This is a genomic window from Rhizobium laguerreae, from assembly GCF_002008165.1.
Classification (GTDB): Bacteria; Pseudomonadota; Alphaproteobacteria; order Rhizobiales; family Rhizobiaceae; genus Rhizobium; species Rhizobium laguerreae.
The window spans coordinates 119,225-142,878 of the sequence record NZ_MRDM01000017.1 but is presented as its reverse complement, the minus strand read 5'-3'; the positions used below and the strand labels follow the sequence as shown (position 1 = coordinate 142,878).

Below are 23,654 nucleotides of genomic sequence, written 5' to 3'. Positions count from 1 at the left end.
TGGTGGGAGGAGAAAATGGTAGAAAAGCGCGTTCAGCCACTTGCCCGCGATGCAATGGCTTATGTTCTGGCGGGCGGTAGGGGGAGCCGTCTCAAGGAACTCACCGACCGGCGTGCCAAGCCGGCCGTCTATTTCGGCGGCAAAGCCCGCATCATCGATTTCGCCCTGTCGAACGCCCTGAATTCCGGCATCCGCCGCATTGGTGTCGCGACGCAATACAAGGCGCATTCGCTGATCCGTCACATGCAGCGCGGCTGGAACTTCTTCCGCCCCGAGCGCAACGAGAGCTTCGATATTCTGCCGGCCAGCCAGCGCGTCTCCGAGACGCAATGGTATGAAGGCACGGCCGACGCCGTCTATCAGAACATCGACATCATCCAGGATTACGGCGTCGAATACATGGTCATTCTTGCCGGCGACCACGTCTATAAGATGGACTATGAGTGGATGCTGCAGCAGCACGTCGATTCGGGCGCTGACGTCACCATCGGCTGCCTGGAAGTGCCGCGCATGGAAGCGGTCGGCTTCGGCGTCATGCATGTCAACGAGAAGGACGAGATCATCGCCTTCGTGGAGAAACCGGCCGATCCGCCGCCCATTCCCGACAAGCCGGATTTCGCCCTCGCCTCGATGGGCATCTACGTCTTCCACACCAAGTTCCTGCTCGATGCGCTGCGCCGCGACGCCGCCGACCCGGCCTCGAGCCGCGACTTCGGCAAGGACATCATCCCCTATATCGTCAAGAACGGTAAGGCGGTCGCCCACCGCTTCGCCAAGTCCTGCGTCCGTTCCGATTTCGAGCACGAGCCCTACTGGCGCGACGTCGGCACGATCGACGCCTATTGGCAGGCCAATATCGACCTGACGGCGATCGTTCCCGAACTCGACATCTACGACAAGTCCTGGCCGATCTGGACCTATGCAGAGATCACCCCGCCGGCAAAATTCGTCCATGACGACGAGGATCGCCGCGGCTCGGCCACCTCCTCCGTTGTGTCAGGTGACTGCATCATCTCTGGCGCCATGCTCAACAACAGCCTGCTCTTCACCGGCGTCAGGGCCAATTCCTTCTCCAAGATGGAAGGTGCGGTCATTTTGCCGAACGTGAAGATCGGACGGCGCGCGCAGCTCAAGAATGTGGTGATCGACCATGGTGTCGTCATTCCGGAAGGCCTGGTCGTCGGCGAGGATCCCGAGCTCGATGCCAAGCGCTTCCGGCGGACGGAAAGCGGCATCTGCCTGATCACGCAACCGATGATCGACAAGCTGGATATCTGACGTATGAAAGTTCTTTCGGTTTCGTCCGAAGTCTTCCCTTTGATCAAGACAGGGGGTCTGGCCGATGTGTCCGGCGCCCTGCCGATTACTCTGAAAGCCTTCGGGGTCGAGACCAAGACCCTGCTGCCCGGCTATCCCGCCGTCATGAAGGTCATTCGCGACCCAGTCGTCAGGCTCGAATTCCCCGACCTGCTCGGTGAGCGGGCGACCGTGCTCGAGGTTGAGCACGAGGGGCTCGATCTGCTCATCCTCGATGCGCCGGCCTATTACGACAGGCCGGGCGGACCCTATCTCGATCCACTCGGCAAGGACTATCCGGACAACTGGCGCCGTTTCGCCGCTCTGTCGCTTGCCGCCTCCGAGATCGCCGCCGGTCTGCTGCCCGGCTGGCGGCCGGATCTCGTCCACACCCACGACTGGCAGGCGGCGCTGACGTCGGTCTATATGCGCTACTACCCGACGCCGGAACTGCCGAGCGTGCTGACCATCCACAACATTGCCTTCCAGGGCCAGTTCGGTTCCGAGATTTTTCCCGGCCTGCGCCTGCCTGCCCATGCCTTCGCCACCGAAAGCATCGAATATTACGGCACTGTCGGCTTCCTCAAGGGCGGCCTGCAGACTGCCCATGCGATCACGACGGTCAGCCCGACCTATGCCGATGAGATCCTGACGTCGGAATTCGGCATGGGGCTCGAGGGCGTCATCGCCAGCCGCATCGACGATCTGCACGGCATCGTCAACGGCATCGACACCGATATCTGGAACCCGGCGACCGATCCGGTCGTCCACACCCATTACGGCCCGACGACGCTGAAGAACCGCGAGGAGAACCGTCGCTCGATCGCCGAATTCTTCCATCTCGACAATGACGACGCCCCGATATTCTGCGTCATCAGCCGTCTTACCTGGCAGAAGGGCATGGATATCGTCGCCAACGTCGCCGATGAGATCGTCGCCATGGGCGGCAAGCTCGTCGTGCTCGGCTCCGGCGAAGCCGCGCTTGAAGGCGCGCTGCTCGCCTCCGCCAGCCGCCATCCCGGCCGCATCGGCGTCTCGATCGGCTATAACGAGCCGATGTCGCACCTGATGCAGGCCGGCTGCGACGCGATCATCATCCCCTCGCGTTTTGAGCCCTGCGGCCTCACCCAGCTTTACGGCCTGCGTTACGGCTGCGTGCCGATCGTCGCCCGCACCGGCGGGTTGAATGATACCGTGATCGACGCCAATCACGCCGCACTTGCAGCGAAAGTCGCAACCGGCATACAATTTGCCCCCGTGACGGAAACGGGCATGCTACAGGCAATCCGCCGTGCGATGCATTTTTACCAGGACCGAAAACTCTGGACCCAATTGCAAAAGCAGGGCATGAAATCGGATGTCTCCTGGGAGAAGAGCGCCGAACGCTACGCTGCCCTCTATTCAAGCCTCGTCTCGAAAGGCATGTGACCTAAAATGATCAAGTCCGTCTCCACCACCCCCTATCTGGACCAGAAACCCGGCACGTCGGGCCTGCGCAAGAAGGTTCCGGTCTTCCAGCAGCCGAACTATGCGGAGAACTTCATCCAGTCGATCTTCGATTCGCTGGAAGGCTACCAGGGCAAGTGCCTCGTCATCGGCGGCGACGGACGCTACTATAATCGCGAAGTCATCCAGAAGGCGGTCAAGATGGCCGCGGCCAATGGCTTCGGCAAGGTCATGGTCGGCAAGGGCGGTATTCTGTCGACGCCGGCCGCCTCTCACATCATCCGCAAATACAAGGCTTTCGGCGGCATCATCCTCTCCGCCAGCCACAATCCCGGCGGCCCGACCGAAGATTTCGGCATCAAATACAACATCAACAATGGCGGCCCGGCGCCGGAAAAGATCACCGACGCGATCTATGCGCGCTCCAAGACGATCGACAGCTACAAGATCGCCGATTTCGCCGACGTCAATCTCGACCGCATCGGCAAGGACGAGCTTCCCGGCGGCACGATTCTCTCGGTCATCGACCCGGTCGAGGACTATGCCGCGCTGATGGAAGAGCTGTTCGATTTCGGCGCCATCCGCAATCTGATCAGCCTCGGCTTCCGCATTGCCTTCGATGGGATGAGCGCCGTCACCGGCCCCTATGCCAAGGAAATCTTCGAAAATCGTCTCGGCGCTCCCTCGGGTTCGGTGCGCAATTTCATGCCGCTGCCGGATTTCGGCGGCCATCACCCGGACCCGAACCCGGTGCACTGCAAGGAGCTCTTCGATGAGATGATGGGCGATGACGCGCCCGATTTCGGCGCCGCTTCCGACGGCGACGGCGACCGCAATCTCATTATCGGCCGCGGCATCTTTGTCACGCCTTCCGACAGCCTGGCGATCCTTGCCGCCAACGCCAATCTCGCCCCCGGCTATTCCGGCGGCCTTGCCGGCATCGCCCGTTCGATGCCGACATCGGGTGCTGCCGACCGCGTCGCCGAAAAGCGCGGCATCGGCATGTACGAGACGCCGACCGGCTGGAAGTTCTTCGGCAACCTGCTCGACGCCGGCATGGCGACGATCTGCGGTGAGGAAAGCTCCGGCACCGGCTCCAGTCACGTCCGCGAAAAGGATGGCCTCTGGGCCGTGCTGCTATGGCTGAACATTCTTGCCGTGCGCGGCGAGAGCGTCGCCGATATCGTCACCCAGCACTGGCAGACCTACGGCCGCAATTATTATTCGCGCCATGATTACGAAGGCCTCGACACCGATGCGGCGAACGGCCTGGTGGATAATCTCCGCAGCCAGCTTCCCACCCTGCCCGGCAAGAGCTTCGGCAGCCTGAAGGTGGAGAAGGCGGACGACTTCGCCTACCACGATCCGATCGACAAATCGGTGAGTGACCACCAAGGTGTCCGTGTGCTCTTCGAGGGCGGTTCGCGCGTCGTCTTTCGCCTGTCCGGCACCGGCACGTCTGGCGCAACCTTGCGTGTCTATATCGAGCGCTACGAGCCGGATTCGACTCGCCACAACATCGAAACGCAGGAAGCGCTCGCCGATCTGATCGCCGCCGCCGAAAGCATAGCCAGCATTCGTGAACGCACGGGACGCGATGCGCCAACCGTGATCACCTGATCCGGGGGGAAACATGCGGGGAAGCAGTTCGGCGCAGGCCGGCGCGATCGTCTTCGAGACCGGCGTCGAATTTGCCGTGTGGTCGCATCATGCCGCACAAATCGAACTCTGCCTCTTCGAGGATGACGGCCACAGGGAATTCGCGCGCCTGCCGATGGCGCGCGACAGCAACTACTTCCATCGTCTCTTTGTCGACGGACTGAAGGAGGGCGCGCGCTACGGCTATCGCGCCGACGGTATCTATGCGCCCGATAACGGCCTCTGGTACGATCCTTCCAAACTGCTGATCGATCCCTACGCCAAGGAGATCGACAGGCCGTTCCGCTACGATCCCCGCCTCGGCATCTATGGCGAGGACAGCCAGGATCTGATGCCGAAGGTGATTGTCACCACGGATACCCGAGCCGCGATCGGCAAGCCGCTGTTCAAGCCGGGCGGCTTTATCTATGAGGTGGCGGTGCGGCCCTTCACCATTCTTCATCCCGACGTACCGGAGGCTCAACGCGGCACGGTCGCAGCGCTTGCCCATCCCTCCGTCGTCGCACATCTGAAGCGGATCGGTGTCGACGCTGTCGAACTGATGCCGATCACCGCCTGGATCGACGAACGCCATCTGCCGCCGCTCGGCCTCACCAACGGTTGGGGCTACAATCCCGTCGCCTTCATGGCGCTCGATCCGCGGCTCGTCCCCGGCGGCATGACGGAGCTGCGCGAGACGGTCGCGGCCCTCCACGCCGAAGGTATCGCCGTCATCCTCGACCTCGTCTTCAATCATACCGGCGAGAGCGACCGTTACGGCGCGACGCTGTCGCTGCGCGGCCTCGACAACCTGCATTATTATCGCCACGCTCAGAATTGCCCGGGCGAACTCGTCAACGACACAGGCACCGGCAACACGCTCGCCTGCGATCATTCTGAAGTCCGCCGCCTCGTCATCGACAGCCTGCGCCATTTCGTGCTCAACGCCGGCGTCGACGGTTTTCGCTTCGATCTCGCCCCGGTGCTCGGCCGCACCGCGACGGGTTTTGAACGCGACGGAACACTGGCCGCGATCCTCTCCGACGATGTGCTTGCCGACCGGATCATGATCGCCGAACCCTGGGATATTGGCCCCGGCGGTTACCAGCTCGGCAATTTCCCGCCGCCCTTCCTTGAATGGAACGACCGGGTTCGCGACGACCTGCGCTGCTACTGGCGCGGCGACGATTGGAAGACCGGCGCGCTGGCAACCGCACTCGCCGGCTCCTCCGACATCTTCTCGCGCAACGACGGCCGGGAAACGCGCAGCGTCAATTTCCTCGCCGCCCATGACGGCTTCACGCTGATCGATCTCGTCTCCTATACCGGAAAGCACAACGACGCCAACGGCGAACACAATCGCGACGGCCATAACGAGAACCATTCCTGGAACAATGGTGTCGAAGGCGAAACCGTCTACCCGACGATCCGCAAGCGCCGCCGGGACGATGTGATGGCGCTGATCTCAACGCTTTTTGCCACCCGCGGCAGCATCATGCTGACGGCGGGCGACGAGGGCGGCCGCAGCCAGCACGGCAACAACAACGCCTATTGCCAGGATAACGAGATCACCTGGCTGGACTGGAAAGCGTTGGACGGGGATCTCATCGCCCACACCGCCTTCGTTGCGGGGCTGCGGCGCCGCTTCACCGTCTTCTCCGAAAGGGACTTCCTGTCAGGAAACGGCGATGTCGAATGGATTTCGCTCTCCGGCGAGCCGATGACCGTTGCCGAATGGGAGACGCCGTCGCTCTCCACCCTCGGCATGCTGCTATCGACCGGTGACCGTTCCGCTCGCGGCAGGCAAACCCGGCTTGGCGTGCTTTTCAACCGCTCGGGAAGCCGCCAATTTTTCACGCTGCCTTCTGAGGGCGAACCGGGCTGGCGCCAGTTGACCCCGGATGGAGCGAAGAAACCCGGTGGCCGCGCAACCGTTGGGCCGCGCTCGATTGCCTTTTTCGTAGAAAATTGATCGCCTCCCCTCGCTTGCGCAAATCCTTGTCGCAATCGTCACAAATGCACGATAAGGCTTTGCCGCGGCGGCTTATTTCACGAGGAATTCATGGTCACGGAAATTTCTCTCTCCGACGTGCGGGGATTGATCGGCATGGAGACGGGCCTTTCGGATTGGGTCACCGTCGACCAGACGATGATCGACGCCTTCGCGTCGGCGACCGACGACCATCAGTTCATCCACGTCGATCCTGAGCGCGCGGCGGCCGAGAGCCCGTTCGGCGGTACCATCGCCCACGGCTTCCTGACCCTGTCTCTGCTGTCGACGATGAACTACAACTGCCTGCCGAAAGTGCGCGAACAGACCCTCGGCATCAATTACGGCTTCGATCGCGTCCGCTTCATGACGCCGGTGAAAAGCGGCGCCCGTGTCCGCGGCCGGTTCCTGCTTTCCGAAGCCCGCTTCCGCGGCGCCGGCATGCTGATGACCACCTATGACGTCACGATCGAGATCGAAAACGAGAAGAAGCCGGCGCTGACGGCAAAATGGATCACCATCATCCAATTCGACCCGAAGGACCGTCCCGAGGACGTCTGAACAAGACTGCTTTTGTTACTCGGCTGAATTGAACACGGCTTCGAGAGCGTGTCCGTCGAGATCCATGACGAACGCAGCATAATAGTGTTCACCGTAATGGGGCCGCAGGCCGGGGCGGCCATTGTCACTGCCGCCATGCGCGATTGCCGCCGCATGAAACCGATCGACCGCCTGCCGATTCGGAGCAGCAAATGCGAGATGAAAGCCGGGACCGGGCGCACGCTGGCCATCCGGGCGATGCTTGATCGCCAGTTTATCTCCGCCGCCGGGAAGGCCGTAGCCGACGGCCTGCCCCGTTTGTCCCGGCCTGATATCGTCCCAGACCCTGACATAACCGAGCGCGGCGAGGGCGGCATCGTAAAATGCCGCAGACCACTCGATGTCGGAAACGCCGAGGGAGGCATGGTGCAGCATTCGCTTACTCCTTGAATGAGCAAACGCCCGCGATGGCTGAGACTCAGTGCCCCGCGTCTTCAGCCGCCTCGTTCAGCAGCCCGAAGACATAATCCGAAAACGACCGCCAGCACTCCACTCGGAACGTGTCTTCTTCCGTACGGAAAAGAACGATTTCCGCTTTGCCGAACACCGTGCGCGATGCAGCCCCTACCGGAAAGGAAGAAAGCGACAGATCCTGCGGGCAACCGGCCGAAAGCGTCGCCTCCGAACCCGGTCCCGAGACGATGATCGCGACATTGCGGTGGGAAACGTCGGTCGCCGAATGCAGCGTGCCGGCACCGGAAAGTGTTGCCATCAGATCGGCGCCGGCCTCGTCGATCACCAACCACTCGTCCGGCCCAATCCAGAGCGCCGATCGGGCGCCGGCCCGGCCGGATGTCTTCGGGGCATCCGGCAGCGCCAGGCCGAGAGCAGAGGAAAGTGCTGCAAGCGATTCCGCCGGCGCGCGCAGCGCCACCCGGCTGGCAGTGGGAGCGGTCGTCAGCCGCACCGCTGCGGAGCCGCCGAAACGTCCGGCAAGCGCCGGTTTGCGAATTGCGACATCAGCCATGGATGCGGCCCCCTTCCTTGTCAAAGAATACCAGATCCGTCACTTCGACGGCGATCGTCCGGTCCGGCATCGGCACATAGAGCGTCTCGCCCATCCGCGCCCGGCCGCCGGCGACGAGCGCAAACGCGATCGACCGGCCGCAATTTTCCGACCAATAGGCAGATGTGACATGGCCGAGCATGGTCATTGGCTTCGGCTCGTTCGGGCTCGCGACGATCTGCGCGCCTTCCTCGAGCACCAGCTTCGGGTCCTTGGTGACGAGGCCGACGAGCTGTTTGCGCCCGTCCTTGACGAGATCCGGCCGCTTCAGTCCGCGAATGCCGACGAAATCCGTCTTTTTCTTCGAAACAGCCCAGGAAAGCCCGGCGTCATCGGGCGTCACCGTCCCATCCGTATCCTGCCCGACGATGATGTAGCCTTTCTCGGCGCGAAGAACGTGCATCGTCTCCGTTCCGTAGACGCAGGCGCCGAGCGGCTCGGCATTGGACCAGACCGCTTCGAGTACCGACTGGCCGTAGTCGGCCGGCACATTGATTTCGAAGCCGGTTTCGCCGGTGAAAGAGACGCGGAAGAGCCGCGCCGGCACGCCACAGACCGTGCACTCGGCAACGCTCATATGCGGGAATGCCTCGCTCGAAAGATCGAGGCCTTCGACCAGCGGCGCGACGATCTCGCGCGCCTTCGGCCCCTGCACGGCGATGACAGCCCATTGTTCGGTTACCGAGGTCAGCCATACCTTCAGATGCGGGAATTCCGTCTGCAGGTAGTCTTCCATGTGATGGAGAACGCGCGGCGCACCGCCGGTCGTCGTCGTCACATGGAAACGGTCGTCCGCCAGGCGTCCGACAACGCCATCGTCATAAACGAAGCCATCCTCGCGGGTCATGATGCCGTAGCGGGCCTTGCCGGGCTTCAGCGTATCCCAGGCATTGGTGTAGATGAGGTTGAGGAACTCCGCCGCATCCGGCCCCACCACCTCGATCTTGCCGAGCGTCGAGGCGTCGAAGATGCCAGCCGCCTCGCGTGCCGTCCGGCATTCGCGAGCCACCGCCTGGTGCATGCTCTCGCCGGCCTGCGGATAGAACCAGGCGCGCTTCCAGTTGCCGACATCCTCGAAGACCGCGCCATGAGCTTCTTCCCAGCCGTGCAGCGGCGTCTTGCGTGTCGGATCGAACAGCTCTCCGCGCGAATGGCCGACCAGCGTACCATAGGTGACCGGCGTATAGGGCGCACGGAAAGTGGTGAGCCCGACCTGCGGGATTTCCTTGCCGAGCATTTCGGCGGCAATCGCCAGGCCATGCATGTTGGAGAGCTTGCCTTGGTCCGAGGCCATACCGTTGGTCGTGAAGCGCTTGATATGCTCGATCGAATGCATGCCCTCGCGCACGGCAAGGCGAATATCCTTGGCGCAGACGTCGTGCTGGAAATCGATGAAGGCCTTGGCGTTGGTCTTCGGCCCGGCGCCTTCGGCAGCGCCGATCATGCCGCCCGTCCAGTCATAAGCCTGCTCGGCCGAAATTGCGATCTTCTCGCCGCTGCTTCTGCCGGTGGCCTGTGCCATCAGCTCGCCGGCGGCAAGCGATTCCTCGATCGTCCGCTGCAGATCGTCGGTGCCGTTGCAGGCGCCGACCGAGAGGCAGTCCTGCGCATAGGAGCCGGGCAGGAAACGCTGGCTTTCTGCATCGAAGGCCACTTTGCCGCGCGACTGCGAGAACAGATGGACGGACGGCGTCCAGCCGGCCGAAACCAGCAGCGCATCGACCGCGATCTTGCGCGGCGAACTGCCGCCGTTGCGAGCCACCGTCATCGACGAGATGCGCAGCCGCCCCGACGTGTTGACGACCGATTGGCCGGCCAGAACATCGATGCCGAGCGCACGCGCCTCCGCCAGCACTGCCGCTCCCGGCGCCTGCCTGCTATCGACGATCGCGGCAATCGAAACACCCGATCGTTTCAGATCGAAGGCCGCCTCGTAGGCCGAATCATGCGCCGTGTAGATGCCGACCTTGGTCCCGACGGCGACGCCGTAATGATTGAGATACATCCGCCCCGCCGAGGCGAGCATGATGCCCGGCCGGTCGTTGTTCGGAAATACCATGTGCCGCTCGATCGCACCGGTGGCAAGGATCACGCGCTTCGCCCGGACCTGCCAAAGCCGCTCGCGCGGCAGATCGCGGGTAGGTTTGGCGATATGATCGGTGACGCGCTCGGCAAGACCGACGAAATTGTGGTTGTAGTAGCCGAAAGCTGTCGTGCGGACCAGCACCTCGACATTGTCCATCGCCTTCAGCCGCGCCACGGTCTTCTGCGCCCAGCTATTGCCGTCCTCGCCGTCGATCCTGATGCTGGCGCCGTAACGCAATGCGCCGCCCGCTTCCGCCTGCTCGTCGCAAAGGATCACCCGGGCACCGGTCTCGGCCGCAGCCAGCGCCGCCGAAAGCCCGGCCACGCCGGCGCCGACCACCAGCACGTCGCAATGCGCATAGCGGCTGGCATAGTGGTCCGGATCCTCCTCCGTCGGCGCGACGCCGAGGCCGGCGGCGCGGCGGATGAATGGTTCATAGACGTGTTTCCATGCGGCGCGCGGCCACATGAAGGTCTTGTAGTAGAAACCGGCCGCGAAGAACGGCGACATCAGGTTGTTGACCGCGCCGATGTCGAAGGCAAGCGAGGGCCAGCGGTTCTGCGAGCTGACGATCATGCCGTCGAAGACTTCCTGCACGGTGGCGCGCACGTTCGGCTGTTTGCGCGCCGTATCGCGGGAAACGTCGATAAGCGCATTCGGCTCCTCGGCGCCTGCCGACAGAATGCCCCGGGCCCGGTGATATTTGAACGAACGACCGACAAGATGCACGCCATTGGCGATCAGCGCCGAGGCGACGGTATCGCCTTCGAGCGCTGTATAGCTCTTGCCGTCGAAGCTGAAGCGCGCGGTTCTGGCCGGTGTCAGGCGCCCCTTGCCGGCGATACGGTTCACGCCGCTCATTGCGCCTCTCCTTCCACGGCTTCATATGTTTCGACAGGCCCATGCTGCTGGGCCGCCGTGCCGATCTCAGGCTTCGGCTCACCCGCCTTGTAGGTCACGATGAACTTGTCGGTCACCGTATCGCGCGCCGCATTGAAGAAGCGCCCGCAGCCGTGGATGTGCCGCCAACGTTCGAAGATCAGCCCCTTCGGATTGTCGCGCAGAAAGAAATAGGCCTCGAATTCCTCGTCCGAGATCGAGGCGATGTCGGCGGGCCGCGCGATATGCGCGTCACCCGCGCCACGGAATTCGAGCTCGGAGCGCTCTTCCTGACAGTAGGGGCAATAGATCAGCAGCATGTGTTACCCGTCTTAGAGTTCCGATCCGGAAACATTGGTTCCAGGAGGTTGATTGCAGAGACGCTTTCCCATCGTCACATAGGGGATGAGGCGCTTGAGAAGCTGTTCGAAATTGTCATAGGGCTCCAGCACACCGGTCATGCCGATGTTCGCAAAGGCCATCTTGGCGATATCGTTGTCGATCACGAAGGCACGTCCCGGCGTTCCGCCGACCTCAGGCACGAAATAGACGGCTGGCTGGCGCAGGACCATCGCGCAAAGCAGCGTGCCGCTCTCGGCAACGAAGGGCCATTCGCTTTCGCCGGCAGCCCTGTGGATCTCCTGCAGGCGGAAATCCCCGACGCCGGGAAAGACGTCACCGGCCGGCATTGCCGCGCCGCTGATCCCGATCGTCAGGAAAGCCGCCGTCCACATCAGTGCGCCACCGCCGCCGCCGCCGCTTCGTCGATGAGCCGGCCGCTGCGGAAGCGCTCCAACGTCAGCCCGGCGTTGAATTTGTGCGGCTCGTCGCGAGCAATCAGATGCGCGAAGAGATTGGCCGAGCCCGGCGTCGCCTTGAAGCCGCCGGTACCCCAGCCACAATTGACGTAAAGCCCGGGAACCGGCGTCTTCGACTGGATCGCCGAACGATCCGGCGTATTGTCGACGATGCCGCCCCATTGCCGCATCATCTTGACGCGCCGGAACATCGGGAAGAGCTCGCAGATGGCGTCGAGCGTGTGCGTGATGATCTGCAGCCCGCCGGTCTGGGAATAGGAATTATACTGGTCGGTGCCGGCGCCGATGACGAGCTCTCCCTTGTCGGACTGGGAGATATAGGCATGCACCGTGTTCGACATGACGACACAGGGAAAGATTGGCTTCAGCGGCTCGGAGACCAGCGCCTGTAGAGGGCTCGATTGCAGCGGCACGCGCACACCAGCCATCTGCATGATGGTTGTCGTATGGCCGGCCGCCGAGACGGCGATCTTTTTGGCGCCGATGAAGCCGCGTGAGGTCTCGACCCCGGTCACCCGTCCGTCCGGACCGCGCCGGATGCCGGTCACTTCACAATTCTGGATGATGTGCACGCCGCGGTCTGAGGCGGCCCGCGCATAACCCCAGGCAACCGCGTCGTGCCTGGCCGTGCCGCCGCGCCGCTGCAGTGCCGCCCCGTTGATCGGGTAGCGCGCGCTGGCCGAGATATCGAGCGGCGGACAATAGGCCTTCGCCTGCTCCGGCGTCAGCCATTCATTATCGATGCCGTAGAGCCGGTTGGCATGGATATGCCGTTTGAAGGACTGCTGGTCGTGAATATTGTGCGAGAGCATCATCACGCCGCGCGGCGAATACATCACATTGTAGTTGAGCTCCTGGGAAAGCCCCTCCCAGAGCTTCATCGAATGCTCGTAGATGTGCATGCTCTCTTCGTAGAGATAGTTCGAGCGGATGATGGTGGTGTTGCGCCCGGTATTGCCGCCACCGAGCCAGCCCTTCTCGATCACCGCCACATTGGTAATGCCATGCTCCTTGGCGAGATAGTAGGCAGCACCCAGCCCGTGGCCGCCGCCGCCGATGATGACGACGTCGTATTCGGCGCGCGGCTCAGGCGAATTCCATTGCTTCTCCCAGCCCCTGTGGCCGCGAAGGGCCTCCCGTGCCACGGCAAAAACCGAATATTTCCGCATCCGCCTTCTTCTCCTTCGGGAAAGGGCTTGTTCTCCGCGCTCATACAAATCGCAAATCCAAATGCGGCACAACGGTTCTTTTGCGACGCGCGAGAGCTTTGGTTTCGACACGCTGAAGAGAATGCCGCTTCAGGCGAATGACGCAAGCGGCAGCGTTTCTGCTTGTCCGTCGACCGGCCGCCTAACCCAAGAGGGTTAGAAGACAAGCAATTACTAAAATGTTAACAATCACATGTTGTGGGGTATGTGTATCATGTGGGGTTGGCGCTCAGTATCAGTCGCGACGCTTTGCATCGCGTTAAACGGCGCATGGCCGGCGCTCGCCGCCGAGCCGGTCGGCCAGGCCGTCGTCGTCAAGACGCAGGTGACGGGACAGAGTGGGCCGATCGAGGTCGACACCCGCGTTCATCGCAACGAACGCATCAAGACGTCGCAATCGGGGCTTGGCCAATTCGTGTTTCGTGACGGCACGAAGCTCGCGGTCGGCTGGGGTTCGTCGGTCGTGATCGACAAATATGTCTTCGATGATTCCCAATCGGTCAAGAAACTGACGATTAGGGCGGCAAAGGGCACATTCCGCTGGGTCAGCGGCAATTCCAACTCCTCGGCCTACCAGATCCTGACTCCCGCCGGCACGATCGGCGTACGTGGCACCGCTTTCGATTTCTACGTCGGCCCGGATGGCACGACCGCCATCGTGTTGCTGAATGGTGCTGCCCGTTTCTGCGGCCCCGGCGGCTGCCGGCAGTTGCAGCAACGCTGCGATTGCGTGGTGGCCAAGCCGAATGGCGATATGTCCGCGGCACGCCGGGTCGACCCCAGCATCCTCGCGACGCTCGGAAATCAGCGCGCCCTACCCTTCCTCTCCGGCAATCAGCGACTTGCGGGCGGCATCGGCATGCTCGGCGGCTGCAATATGGCCTCCGTTGCGCCGGAAAGAAAAGACAGAACGCGGCCTCCACCGGCAGTTGCGCCTGCTCCGCAAAGGCAGGATCCGCCACAGAGACAGGCCGAGCCGCAAAAGGAGCGACCGAACAAGCCCGACAAGCCGCATCATGACAAGCCTCATCATGACAGGCCGCACCACGATAAGCCCCATCATGACAAACCGGACAGGCCCGACAAGCATGATGGCCATGGCCGGCATGACGATGACGGCAAGCCCGGAAATCACGGTTTGGATCATCGGGGGCACGAGCGCCACCATGATAGAGATCGCGATCACGACAACGATCGGAACCACGACAGGGGTCATAATTTCAATCGCGGTCGCTGAGGCCTGTCAGTCTGCGGCGCTTTTTTCGACCTCCTCCGGCACCTCGCGGAAATGATCGGCCCTGCGGTATACGCGCTCGTAGAATTCAGCCAGACCGCCGATCACCTGCACAGCCCTGAGCTTTGCCGTACCGATAAGCTTCCGGCTATTCCTTGAGTGTGATTGCAGGGCCTGCATCAACTGGTTATGGACGACCTTGAGCGAGGCAAATTCCTGAGATGCCGCGACCCGCTCATCGCCGACAACGGCGAGGATCTGTGTGCGGTTGCTCTTCCCCTTTAGCGGGAGCGCGCCGGCCTCGATCAGCGCCATTTCCGGCACTGACCGTGCCGTGCTGTCGGAGATGAGGATATCGAAGCCGACCTCCTTGCAGGAGGACTCGATCCGAGCCGCAACGTTGACGGCATCTCCGACAGCCGAATAGTTGAAGCGGGTCTTGGCGCCCATATTGCCAACGCAGGCAAGGCCAGTATGTATGCCGATACCGATGCTGACCTCCTGATCAGGCCCGAAGCCAAAGGCGTCGGCGGCGTTCAATTCAGCGAGTGTCTCGCGCATGGCAAGCGCTGCGCGAACAGCCTTGGCTTCATGATCCGCCACATCGACGGGCGCATTCCAGAATGCCATGATCGAGTCGCCGATGAACTTGTCGAGCGTGCCCTCATTCGCCACGACATGACGGCTCAACGCATCGAGCAGCGTGTTGAGGAAAGCGACGACATCCGTCGGCGCCAGCCGCTCGCTCATTTCGGTAAAATTCCTGACGTCGACGAACATCATCGTCAACTCGCGATCGTCTCCGCCGAGACGCAATGCATCGCGATTATGCTCGATACGGTGGAGCAGCGACGGGGAAAGATAATGTCCGAAGGCGCGCCGCACCTCGCGTCGCTCTCGATCGATCACCAGGATCTTGAACGAGGTCGCGGCAAAATGGGTGATCGATCCGCTGATGATCGGCGCCAGCGGATCGAAGAGAAGTCCTGCATAAAGAAAGGCGAGCCACGACGCGACAAGCGCCATAGCGGTAATTAGCAAACCGCAGACGAGCGCGACGGCGGGGCTGACGAAAGTCGTCACCACAACGAGCAGGCATCCAAGCACTGCGATGACGAGGATTTCAAGGCCATCCGCCCAGTCGGGCCGAGATAGGAATTGGCCGGAGAGGATCTGCTCCACCGCTTGCGCATGCAGCGAGACACCCGGAACGTTCTCGCCCAGTGCGGTAACGCGGATGTCCTGCAAGCCGGCCGCCGATGTGCCGACGAAGACGATGCTTCCGACGATGGCGGCTTCGACTTCTGCGGAGGCGCCACCTGACGAAAGCACCTGACGGACGGAGATATACCGCTCGGCCCGGTCGGGAGTGACATAGAGCCAGAGCTCGCCCGCCGCCGTCAGCGGCACGACGAAATCGCCGATCTTAGCCGATGTCATGATACCCGCGTGGTCGGGCGCGCCCGATACCACGTAGGTCGATGCTTCCTGCGCGACGCGCAGCGCCTCGACCGCGAGATTCGGATAGAGCTGTTCCCCATCGGTCAGGAACAGCGGGACCGCTCGCACCACCGGCGAAGGGTTTCCCGGGTTGAGGCTGATGTGGCCGAGGCCCGCCGCGTTGGCCTCCAGTTGCGGTCTGAGCGGCGTCGAAGCGCCGAGACGGGGCGGGGCCGAGATGGGGCTTTCGCCCGTGAATGCGAAGCCCGCTTTTACGGGCGGCCGGTAATTGCCTGCGTTGGAAAGACCGAAGCCCAGCACAACGGGCTTGTCGGCAATCGAACGGGCGAATATTTCGTCATTGTCGGGTAGCTTTTCGGCAAGCGAGGGATCGACCCCGACCACCTCACGGACGACATTGCGCGGCGACAACCGATCCGGCTCGGAGAAGAGAACATCGAAGGCGATGGCCGCGGCACCCATTTCCGAGAGCCGGTCCACCAACAGGGCCAGCCGATCCCGCGGCCACGGCCATTGGCCGAATTCGCTGAGCGAAGTCTCGTCGATGTCGATGACACGAACCGGCATCGGCTCGAAGATCCTGGGAACGAGCCGCTGATACTCATCGAACGTCACGCCGCGGATCAGCTTAAACATCCCGGGATCGCCGGCGCGCAGCATCGTCAGCAGAGTCACGATGATCAGACCGATAACGACACCGATTTGCTGCTCGCGCGTCATGATCTCACCGGCTGTCCCTCCCACGGCCGCTCGAGCGGCCCCGCACTGCCGGCTGACAGGCTACGCCGCTTTCAGCCCGAACGCCATTCGCACCTGCGCTCCAGGCGCTTCTTTTCGGTTTCCCGCCTTTTCTTTCCGTCCACCGGTGCAACAGCATCTTCAAATTCAGCGACGCCGCCAGTTCGGCTAAGTTTTTGCTTGGACGACAAGGGGTCCGATCTTGCCGGGCGAGGAACGAAATGTTCTTGTAACGATCGAAGGGTGAATGCGTTTTAGATGAGATAATGAGAGGCTCCCGTGATTTCGGAAACCGCCGCGCGCCGCAGCGGCTATTGGCTGATTGTCGTCGTTCTGGCAATGCTCGCCGGGCTGCCGCTTTCCGTCTGGCTCGACATCAGCGATCTCTCCGGAAACACGCTCAGGCGCCAGGCGCGCGACATGAGCTCGCTGATATCAAGCATCCGCTCGTATTATTCCGCCAATGTCGTGGGGCGCGTCCTGGCCGCGCACGCCAGCGGCGCAACTGCAGGCACGGTTGTCTCCCACAATTACGCCAATATATCAGGCGCCATTCCGCTGCCGGCCACGCTTTCCCTGGAGCTCGGCGACGTCATCAAGGAGCAGCAGGCCAATATCACCTATCGTTTCGTCTCCGACCTGCCGTTCAAAAGCCGCGCTTCCCACGAGCTCGACGATTTCGAGAGACGAGCGCTGGCCGAGCTGCGTGCCAATCCGCAGCAGACGCTGAACGACCTCACCCGCGTCGGACTGACTGATACCGTGCGGTTCATCACCCCAGTGCTCATGGGGCAAGCCTGCGTTGCATGCCATAACAGCCATCCGGAAAGCCCGAAGACCGACTGGAAGGTCGGCGATGTCCGCGGCATTCAGGAAGTGGTCATCAAGCAACCCTATGTAAGCAACGTCTTCGCCTTCAAATATCTGCTCTGCTATTTTCTATTTGTCGCCATCATCGGCCTCAGCTTCATTCTGCTGCAGCGGCAGCAGGCGCGCGCGATCCATAGCGCCAACCGGGACCTTGAAGCGGCGAACGAATTCCTGGCAAGCGTTTCCCTGAAGATTTCGCGCTATCTCTCGCCGCAGATCTACAAGAGCATCTTCAGCGGACAGAAAGACGTCGTGGTCCATACCGAGCGCAAGCGCCTGACGATTTTCTTCTCCGACATCAAGGATTTCACCGCGACCACCGAGCGGCTGCAGCCGGAAGCGCTGACGGAAATGCTCAACGAATATCTGACCGAGATGTCGAACATTGCCCTGGAGCATGGCGGCACGGTCGACAAATTCATTGGCGACGCGATGCTGGTCTTCTTCGGCGATCCCGAAACCAAGGGGCCGGAGGAGGATGCGAAAGCATGTCTGCGTATGGCCGTCGACATGCAACGCCGTCTCGGCGAACTCAAAGACAGGTGGCGCAGAAACGGCACCGAAGAGCCTTTCGTCGTCCGTATGGGAATTAACAGCGGTTATTGCAACGTCGGCAATTTCGGCAGCAGCGACCGCATGGACTATACGATCATCGGGGCGGAGGCCAATCTCGCAGCCCGGCTGCAATCGATCGCTGAGGGAGGAGAGATCGTCATCAGCTACGAAACCTATGCGCTGGTGAACGAAATCGTCGACGCTCATCCCTTGCCGCCGATCACGATGAAGGGCATACAGCGCGAGATCGTGCCCTATGGGGTGGATGGGCTGACGCTCAGTGCTGACCACAAGAGCCGCGTTCTGAGCGAGCACCTCTCCGGCCTCGACCTGCACCTGGATATGAGCCGGCTTGAGCCTGCCGACCGCCTCAGGGTCAGGACGGCTCTCAATGAGGCAATCGCCGCGCTGGATGAAGCCGCCCCCGAACCGACCGGATCATGACCGGATCAGGCGAAGCGTGATTTTTCCGCCCGCCTTCCATATCCATCTGGACTTCCCGTACCCAATCTGCTATCCCGCATCACCAATCGCAAGGCTGCGGCCGCGCGAACGTTATTGTTTTGCCTCTGGCCGCTGCGCCGCCTCCGGCATCAACCAACCAAAGGAACGTGATTCTCGTGCAGGTACTTGTCCGCGATAACAATGTTGATCAGGCTCTCCGCGCTCTCAAGAAGAAGATGCAGCGCGAAGGCATTTTCCGCGAAATGAAGATGCGCGACTACTACGAGAAGCCGTCGCAGAAGCGTGCTCGCGAAAAGGCCGAGGCTGTTCGTCGTGTTCGCAAGCTGGCCCGTAAGCGCGCCCAGCGCGAAGGTCTGGTCGCAGCACGCTGAGCGTTGCCGTCGTTTTTTCGACGTTTTCAGATGCATTGTGGCGGGGGCGATGGGTTCGCCGCCGCCTTTTTTAGTTTGCCGCTGAAGAGCGCATATCCGCGCACCGGATATGCCGCATGGGGAAAGCGAGCCCGAATGGCTGTCAACACCTTTAATCCGTCCCGCGCTTTGCGCTTGCAGAAAACGGCATTCCTGCCCGCTTTGGCGCTGGCGGCAATGTTCGGCCTCGCCGGCTGCGAAACGACCAATACCACGGATGCCGTGATCCGCATCGATAAGGCGCAGGGCTCGGAAGAGAATATCGCCTCGCTGACGGCTGTTATCAACGCCAATCCGAGGGATCCCGAAGGTTACAACGTCCGTGGTTCCGCCTATGGCCGCGCAGGCCAGTTCCGCCCGGCGCTGAACGATTTCAACACGGCATTGCAGATCAATCCGCGGTTTTTCCAGGCTTACGCCAACCGCGCGCTCGTCTATCGCAACATGGGCCAGCAGGCTCAGGCGATTGCCGATTACAATGCCGCCCTGCAGATCAATCCGAGCTACGACGTCGCCTATATCGGCCGCGGCAATGTCTATCGCATGGCTGGCCAGGACGACCAGGCTTTCAACGATTTCGACAGGGCGATCCAGCTCGGCACCACCGATGGCCGCGCCTATCACAATCGTGGCCTGATTTACCAGAAGCGCAATCAGCAGGATAAGGCGATCGACGATTTCTCGAAAGCGATCTCCCTCGCCCCGAATTCGGCCGAGCCCTATAATGGCCGCGGCATTTCCTATATCGCGCTGAACGACGACGACAACGCCTTTGCCGATTTCAACCATGCGATCGAGCTTAACGGCAACATCGCCGAATCCTGGGCCAACCAGGCGCTCGTCTACGAACGCCGAGGCGACAAGGCGAAGGCTGCCCGCTCCTATCGCCACGCGATCGGCCTCGATCCGAAGTACCAGCCGGCTCGTGACGGCCTTGCTCGCGTCGGCGTCGCCCCAGCCGGCTAAGGACTTGAGTTGGGCGGCCCGGAACATCGGGCAGCCGAACGGACTTTCGCCGGTCGCACCGCATTAAAAAGAGAAAGCGGAAAAGCGCCTGTCATCGTCGGCGGCGTCTCATAGTATGTTGCAACCTGCTCTTGCTCCCCCTAACATGGACCTGCTTCGATAGCCTGCTATCGGGCGTTCGAACACGGGTTGAGGGCGGTTTGCGAGAGATGCGGATCTTTGCTTTCCTGGCCGCAAGCGAAAACCGTTGCGGGCCATGCGCATTACAGCGCCGCGCGTCTTTTCAGGCGCATGCCATCTGGCGCAACAGATGAAGATCGTCACCCTGTTCTTTCCCAAGGCTTCGATCGGCACCTACCTCGTCGCCATGGCCGTGGCAATCGCACTGCCGATCTTCGCCTTCGTAGCGCTGCTTCTGCTGCAGCTGGAGGACAACCAGCGTTCGGCGCTGAAGCGCGAGACCGCCCAGGATGCGCTTGCCCTTTCACGCATCATTGACCGCCAGCTTCAGGACATGGCGACGACCCTGCGGCTGCTTTCGAGTTCGCCGGAGCTTGAAAACGGTAATTTCGCCTCCTTCCATGAGCGCACGGAAACGGCCCTCAGAGACAACACGCTTTTCGTCATCGCCGTCGACCGCACCGGCCAGCAGCTGCTCAACACCCGTCGGGCGTTCGGCACGCCGCTCGGCAAGACGGCGAACATGACAGCTCTCGAGGCGGCCATGGCGTCCGGTCGCATCGAAGCGTCCGACGTCTTTCGCGGCCGGACCAGCGGCGAATGGGTCTATAACGTCACCCTGCCGCGGAAGAATGAGCCGGTCGCAGCCCTTATCATCACGCAGAACGCCCAGGATCTGCGCAAGCTTGTGACCACCGAGGGCCTTGGCCCCGGCTGGTCGGCCGCCGTCATCGATGAGAGCGGCCACGTCGTCGCGGCCACTGGCCCCGCCAATCTCGAACCCGGCACGCCCTTCGATCCGCGCATTCTGCCGGCGCTCACCGTGTCCCGCGGCGTCTTCGAGGACGAGGCGATCCTGCCGCACATGCTCCTCGGTTATGCCCAGATTCCCGGCTGGTCGTGGAAGACGGTAATCTGGGGACCGATCGCCCAGGCTTCGATCCTCAGCACCTGGCGTTTCCTGATCATCGGCGGCGTGGCACTGGTGCTTGTCGCGGTGCTGGCCGCCTATGCCGTCGCAAGACAGGTCCGCACCACCATCCGCGATATCGCCGACATGGCAAACCGCATGGGCGAAGGCCATATCGTCTCGCCGGTCGAGACCAGCGTCATCGAGGCCAACCAGGTGGCGATTGCCCTTTCGAATGCCTCTTTCGACCGTAGCCAGACCGAAGACCGGCTGCGTTTCGTCATGCATGAACTCGTCCACCGCACCAAGAATCTTCTGACGCTTGCCCAGGCAATGATGCGCCAGCTCGCCAAGCAGTCCGACAGCGTCGAGACCTTCCGCGCCGCCGTCGCCGACCGCCTCGAGGGGTTGGTGCGTTCGATCGAGCTCCTGACCAGCGAACAATGGGGAGGGGTATCGCTGCGGCGGGTCGTCGACATCCATTTGCACGCCTTCCCGCAATCGCGCGACCAGATAGACATCAGCGGCGAAGACTTCGTGCTGAGACCGGATGCCGTGCAGAATCTCGGCCTCGCCTTGCACGAACTCGCCACCAATTCGGTGAAGTACGGGGCACTCTCCGTACCGCAGGGCCGTGTCCGCTTCGAATGGCGCGACGTCAGCGAGGCGGGCAAGCCGGATGCCCTGCTTCGTTTCACCTGGGAAGAGCGCGGCGGCCCGCCGGTCACCGAGCCATCGCGCTCGGGCTTCGGCACGACCGTTATCAAGGCTCATGCCGCCTCCGCCTTTCGCGGCACGGTTGAGATCGATTTCCGGCCCGAAGGCCTGTTATGGGTGCTGACGGCGCAGCGCGCCACGCTGGAGCGGGAGTAAAAGTCCCGGAACAATCGCTACCTCCACCCGTTTCGGACAGGTCGTTCCAAAGGAGAAGGAACATGTTCAAGCAAACGATGATCGCAGCCGCGGCGCTGACAGCCGTTGCCTGGGCGAACCCGGCGGGCGCGGAAAATTATGTCACGCTTGGCCGTCTGGTCTGCGGATCGGATGGCGGTCAGGGTCTGATCGTCACCTCGCAGAAGAACCTTATCTGCACCTATACGCCATCGGCCGGCGGCGCCAAGGCGGTCTATGCCGGCAAAATCGAGAAATTCGGCCTCGATATCGGCCTGACCGGCAAGAGCGTCATGATCTGGCAGGTGCTGGCAAAGACCGGCACAGATATCCCGCAATTCGCCCTTGCCGGCGAATATTACGGGATCGGCGCCGATGCGAGCATCGGTGCAGGCGCCGGCGCCAAGGTTATCGCCGGCGGCACCGACAAGGCCTTCATGCTGCAGCCGTTGAATGTCCAGGCTCAGGAAGGTTTAAACCTGGCGATCGGCGTCGAGAAAATGACCCTCGTGCCGGGCGAGACCTGACGAAAGCAGCCGCATCGGCCAAGGTGGACAGCAGTTAACTGTTTGCATGAATCAAACAGCCGCCCGAAGGGCGGCTGCAGCGATCAATGCGCGAGCGCCTTGTTGATATCCTCGGTCATCTTCTTCGCGTCACCGAGCAGCATCATCGTGCCATCCTTGTAAAACAGCGTATTGTCGATGCCGGCATAACCCGAGCCGAGCGAACGCTTGACGAAGAGGCAGGTCTTGGCCCGGTCGACGTCGAGGATCGGCATGCCGTAGATCGGCGAGGTCTTGTCGTCGCGCGCCGCCGGATTGGTGACGTCATTGGCGCCGATGACGTAGGCGACGTCGGCCTGGGCGAATTCCGAGTTGATGTCCTCAAGCTCGAAAACCTCGTCATAGGAAACATTCGCTTCGGCGAGCAACACGTTCATGTGGCCGGGCATACGTCCTGCGACCGGATGGATCGCATATTTCACCTCGACGCCGTTCTTCTTGAGATTGTCGGCGAGTTCGCGCAGCGCATGCTGGGCCTGGGCGACCGCCATGCCATATCCCGGCACGATGATGACCTTCAATGCATTGGCCATCAGATAGGCCGCATCCTCGGCCGAGCCGAGCTTGACCGTCCTGTCTGATGTGTCGGGTCCGCCGGACGCCGTCTCACCGCCGAAACCGCCGAGGATGACGGAAACGAAGGAGCGGTTCATGCCCTTGCACATGATGTAGGAGAGGATCGCGCCGGAGGAACCGACGAGCGCACCCGTAATGATCAGCGCCAGATTGCCGAGCGTGAAGCCGATGCCGGCCGCGGCCCATCCTGAATAGGAGTTCAGCATCGAGACGACGACCGGCATATCGGCCCCACCGATCGGCACGATCAGCAGAACGCCGAGCGCCAGCGACAGCGCGACGACGGCCCAGAAGTCGAAATGACTCTCGGTGGCGGCAAGCCCGATAATAAAGAGCACGATCAGCACCAGCAGGCTCGCATTGATCACATGCCGGTAGGGCAGCAGGATCGGCTTGCCGGACATGCGTCCGTCGAGCTTCAGAAAGGCGATGATCGAGCCGGTGAAGGTCAGCGCCCCGATCGCAACGCCGAGCGCCATCTCGACGCGCGCCTCGGTGTGGATGTGACCGATCTCGCCGATGCCGAAGGAAGCAGGCGTGTAGAGCGCAGAGGCCGCGACCAGCACGGCGGCAAGGCCGACCAGCGAGTGGAAACCGGCGACGAGCTGCGGCATCGAGGTCATGGGGATGGTGCGGGCGACATAGGCGCCGACGCTGCCGCCGATGGCAAGACCAAGGACGATCAGCACGAAGCCGCCGAAGTCAGGCGTCGCCAGCACCAGCGTCGTCAGGATCGCGATCCCCATGCCGATCATGCCGTAGAGATTGCCCTTGCGGCTGGTGGCCGGATGCGACAGGCCGCGCAGCGCCAGGATGAAGAGCACGCCGGAGACGAGGTAGAGGAAGGCTGCGATATTGGTCATCG

At 62.1% G+C, this 23,654-nt stretch carries 19 protein-coding genes; 11 read left to right on the top strand and 8 right to left on the bottom strand.

The window, feature by feature from the left end:
• Positions 1–15: 15 nt before the first annotated feature.
• From glgC to BS630_RS24675, 5 genes are all read left to right on the top strand, one after another.
• Positions 16–1,278 carry a glucose-1-phosphate adenylyltransferase gene (glgC, locus tag BS630_RS24695; RefSeq protein ID WP_027667781.1) on the top strand — a complete coding sequence of 421 codons (1,263 nt, stop codon included), beginning with the start codon at positions 16–18 and terminating at the stop codon, positions 1,276–1,278.
• 3 nt (positions 1,279–1,281) lie between these two features.
• Positions 1,282–2,724, top strand: coding sequence for a glycogen synthase GlgA (gene glgA, locus BS630_RS24690; protein ID WP_077979489.1), 1,443 nt, complete (start codon positions 1,282–1,284; stop codon positions 2,722–2,724).
• 6 nt (positions 2,725–2,730) lie between these two features.
• A complete protein-coding gene (locus BS630_RS24685) occupies positions 2,731–4,362 on the top strand; it encodes an alpha-D-glucose phosphate-specific phosphoglucomutase (RefSeq protein ID WP_072640559.1) in 1,632 nt (543 codons plus the stop codon).
• Between the two features lie 13 nt (positions 4,363–4,375).
• On the top strand, positions 4,376–6,352 hold the full coding sequence (glgX, locus tag BS630_RS24680; protein WP_077979487.1) for a glycogen debranching protein GlgX: 1,977 nt from the start codon (positions 4,376–4,378) through the stop codon (positions 6,350–6,352).
• A 90-nt stretch (positions 6,353–6,442) separates the two neighbouring features.
• The gene (locus BS630_RS24675) at positions 6,443–6,931 is read left to right on the top strand and encodes a MaoC family dehydratase (RefSeq protein ID WP_027667785.1); all 489 of its coding nucleotides are present in this window, start codon (positions 6,443–6,445) and stop codon (positions 6,929–6,931) included.
• Positions 6,932–6,946: 15 nt separating this feature from the next.
• Here BS630_RS24675 and BS630_RS24670 read toward each other — a convergent pair whose 3' ends face one another.
• The 6 genes from BS630_RS24670 to BS630_RS24645 are packed head-to-tail and all read right to left on the bottom strand — an operon-like array spanning position 6,947 to position 12,928.
• The gene (locus BS630_RS24670; protein WP_077979486.1) at positions 6,947–7,345 is read right to left on the bottom strand and encodes a VOC family protein; all 399 of its coding nucleotides are present in this window, start codon (positions 7,343–7,345) and stop codon (positions 6,947–6,949) included.
• 43 nt (positions 7,346–7,388) lie between these two features.
• Entirely contained in the window at positions 7,389–7,937 is a 549-nt protein-coding gene (locus tag BS630_RS24665) for a sarcosine oxidase subunit gamma (RefSeq protein WP_077979485.1), read from the bottom strand.
• Positions 7,930–10,923, bottom strand: coding sequence for a sarcosine oxidase subunit alpha (locus tag BS630_RS24660; protein WP_077979483.1), 2,994 nt, complete (start codon positions 10,921–10,923; stop codon positions 7,930–7,932). The genes BS630_RS24665 and BS630_RS24660 overlap by 8 nt, the downstream gene beginning before the upstream one ends.
• On the bottom strand, positions 10,920–11,261 hold the full coding sequence (locus BS630_RS24655) for a sarcosine oxidase subunit delta (RefSeq protein WP_017962117.1): 342 nt from the start codon (positions 11,259–11,261) through the stop codon (positions 10,920–10,922). Before BS630_RS24655 ends, BS630_RS24660 begins: the two co-directional genes overlap by 4 nt.
• A gap of 12 nt (positions 11,262–11,273) precedes the next feature.
• Positions 11,274–11,675, bottom strand: a complete 402-nt coding sequence (locus tag BS630_RS24650; protein ID WP_077979481.1) for a hypothetical protein — start codon at positions 11,673–11,675, stop codon at positions 11,274–11,276.
• Positions 11,675–12,928, bottom strand: coding sequence for a sarcosine oxidase subunit beta family protein (locus BS630_RS24645; protein WP_017962119.1), 1,254 nt, complete (start codon positions 12,926–12,928; stop codon positions 11,675–11,677). Before BS630_RS24645 ends, BS630_RS24650 begins: the two co-directional genes overlap by 1 nt.
• 253 nt (positions 12,929–13,181) lie before the next feature.
• Between BS630_RS24645 and BS630_RS24640 the strand changes: the two genes are divergently transcribed.
• A complete protein-coding gene (locus BS630_RS24640; RefSeq protein ID WP_017962120.1) occupies positions 13,182–14,204 on the top strand; it encodes a FecR family protein in 1,023 nt (340 codons plus the stop codon).
• Between the two features lie 6 nt (positions 14,205–14,210).
• On the opposite strand, the gene BS630_RS24635 is transcribed toward BS630_RS24640, so the two are convergent.
• Positions 14,211–16,382, bottom strand: coding sequence for a CHASE2 domain-containing protein (locus BS630_RS24635; RefSeq protein ID WP_077979479.1), 2,172 nt, complete (start codon positions 16,380–16,382; stop codon positions 14,211–14,213).
• 357 nt (positions 16,383–16,739) lie between these two features.
• Here BS630_RS24635 and BS630_RS24630 point away from each other — a divergent pair, with 357 nt between their 5' ends.
• The 5 genes from BS630_RS24630 (at position 16,740) to BS630_RS24610 (ending at position 22,174) form a co-directional block, all read left to right on the top strand.
• Entirely contained in the window at positions 16,740–18,269 is a 1,530-nt protein-coding gene (locus BS630_RS24630; RefSeq protein WP_231285448.1) for an adenylate/guanylate cyclase domain-containing protein, read from the top strand.
• A gap of 176 nt (positions 18,270–18,445) precedes the next feature.
• On the top strand, positions 18,446–18,661 hold the full coding sequence (rpsU, locus tag BS630_RS24625; RefSeq protein ID WP_003542939.1) for a 30S ribosomal protein S21: 216 nt from the start codon (positions 18,446–18,448) through the stop codon (positions 18,659–18,661).
• Positions 18,662–18,796: 135 nt separating this feature from the next.
• Entirely contained in the window at positions 18,797–19,666 is an 870-nt protein-coding gene (locus tag BS630_RS24620; protein ID WP_017962124.1) for a tetratricopeptide repeat protein, read from the top strand.
• 310 nt (positions 19,667–19,976) lie between these two features.
• Positions 19,977–21,629, top strand: coding sequence for a sensor histidine kinase (locus BS630_RS24615; RefSeq protein ID WP_077979654.1), 1,653 nt, complete (start codon positions 19,977–19,979; stop codon positions 21,627–21,629).
• Positions 21,630–21,691: 62 nt separating this feature from the next.
• Positions 21,692–22,174 (top strand): DUF992 domain-containing protein, encoded by a 483-nt coding sequence (locus BS630_RS24610; RefSeq protein WP_027667796.1) that lies wholly within the window; start codon positions 21,692–21,694, stop codon positions 22,172–22,174.
• 83 nt (positions 22,175–22,257) lie between these two features.
• Here the strand turns inward: BS630_RS24610 and BS630_RS24605 are convergent, their stop codons facing one another.
• Positions 22,258–23,652, bottom strand: coding sequence for an NAD(P)(+) transhydrogenase (Re/Si-specific) subunit beta (locus tag BS630_RS24605; protein WP_077979476.1), 1,395 nt, complete (start codon positions 23,650–23,652; stop codon positions 22,258–22,260).
• Positions 23,653–23,654 lie beyond the last annotated feature (2 nt).

Coding starts and splice junctions, on each gene's coding strand:
- glgC (WP_027667781.1), top strand. CDS start 16: ATGGTAGAAAAGCGCGTTCAGCCACTTGCCCGCGATGCAATGGCTTAT.
- glgA (WP_077979489.1), top strand. CDS start 1,282: ATGAAAGTTCTTTCGGTTTCGTCCGAAGTCTTCCCTTTGATCAAGACA.
- BS630_RS24685 (WP_072640559.1), top strand. CDS start 2,731: ATGATCAAGTCCGTCTCCACCACCCCCTATCTGGACCAGAAACCCGGC.
- glgX (WP_077979487.1), top strand. CDS start 4,376: ATGCGGGGAAGCAGTTCGGCGCAGGCCGGCGCGATCGTCTTCGAGACC.
- BS630_RS24675 (WP_027667785.1), top strand. CDS start 6,443: ATGGTCACGGAAATTTCTCTCTCCGACGTGCGGGGATTGATCGGCATG.
- BS630_RS24670 (WP_077979486.1), bottom strand. CDS start 7,345: ATGCTGCACCATGCCTCCCTCGGCGTTTCCGACATCGAGTGGTCTGCG.
- BS630_RS24665 (WP_077979485.1), bottom strand. CDS start 7,937: ATGGCTGATGTCGCAATTCGCAAACCGGCGCTTGCCGGACGTTTCGGC.
- BS630_RS24660 (WP_077979483.1), bottom strand. CDS start 10,923: ATGAGCGGCGTGAACCGTATCGCCGGCAAGGGGCGCCTGACACCGGCC.
- BS630_RS24655 (WP_017962117.1), bottom strand. CDS start 11,261: ATGCTGCTGATCTATTGCCCCTACTGTCAGGAAGAGCGCTCCGAGCTC.
- BS630_RS24650 (WP_077979481.1), bottom strand. CDS start 11,675: ATGTGGACGGCGGCTTTCCTGACGATCGGGATCAGCGGCGCGGCAATG.
- BS630_RS24645 (WP_017962119.1), bottom strand. CDS start 12,928: ATGCGGAAATATTCGGTTTTTGCCGTGGCACGGGAGGCCCTTCGCGGC.
- BS630_RS24640 (WP_017962120.1), top strand. CDS start 13,182: ATGTGGGGTTGGCGCTCAGTATCAGTCGCGACGCTTTGCATCGCGTTA.
- BS630_RS24635 (WP_077979479.1), bottom strand. CDS start 16,382: ATGACGCGCGAGCAGCAAATCGGTGTCGTTATCGGTCTGATCATCGTG.
- BS630_RS24630 (WP_231285448.1), top strand. CDS start 16,740: ATGCTCGCCGGGCTGCCGCTTTCCGTCTGGCTCGACATCAGCGATCTC.
- BS630_RS24620 (WP_017962124.1), top strand. CDS start 18,797: ATGGCTGTCAACACCTTTAATCCGTCCCGCGCTTTGCGCTTGCAGAAA.
- BS630_RS24615 (WP_077979654.1), top strand. CDS start 19,977: ATGAAGATCGTCACCCTGTTCTTTCCCAAGGCTTCGATCGGCACCTAC.
- BS630_RS24610 (WP_027667796.1), top strand. CDS start 21,692: ATGTTCAAGCAAACGATGATCGCAGCCGCGGCGCTGACAGCCGTTGCC.
- BS630_RS24605 (WP_077979476.1), bottom strand. CDS start 23,652: ATGACCAATATCGCAGCCTTCCTCTACCTCGTCTCCGGCGTGCTCTTC.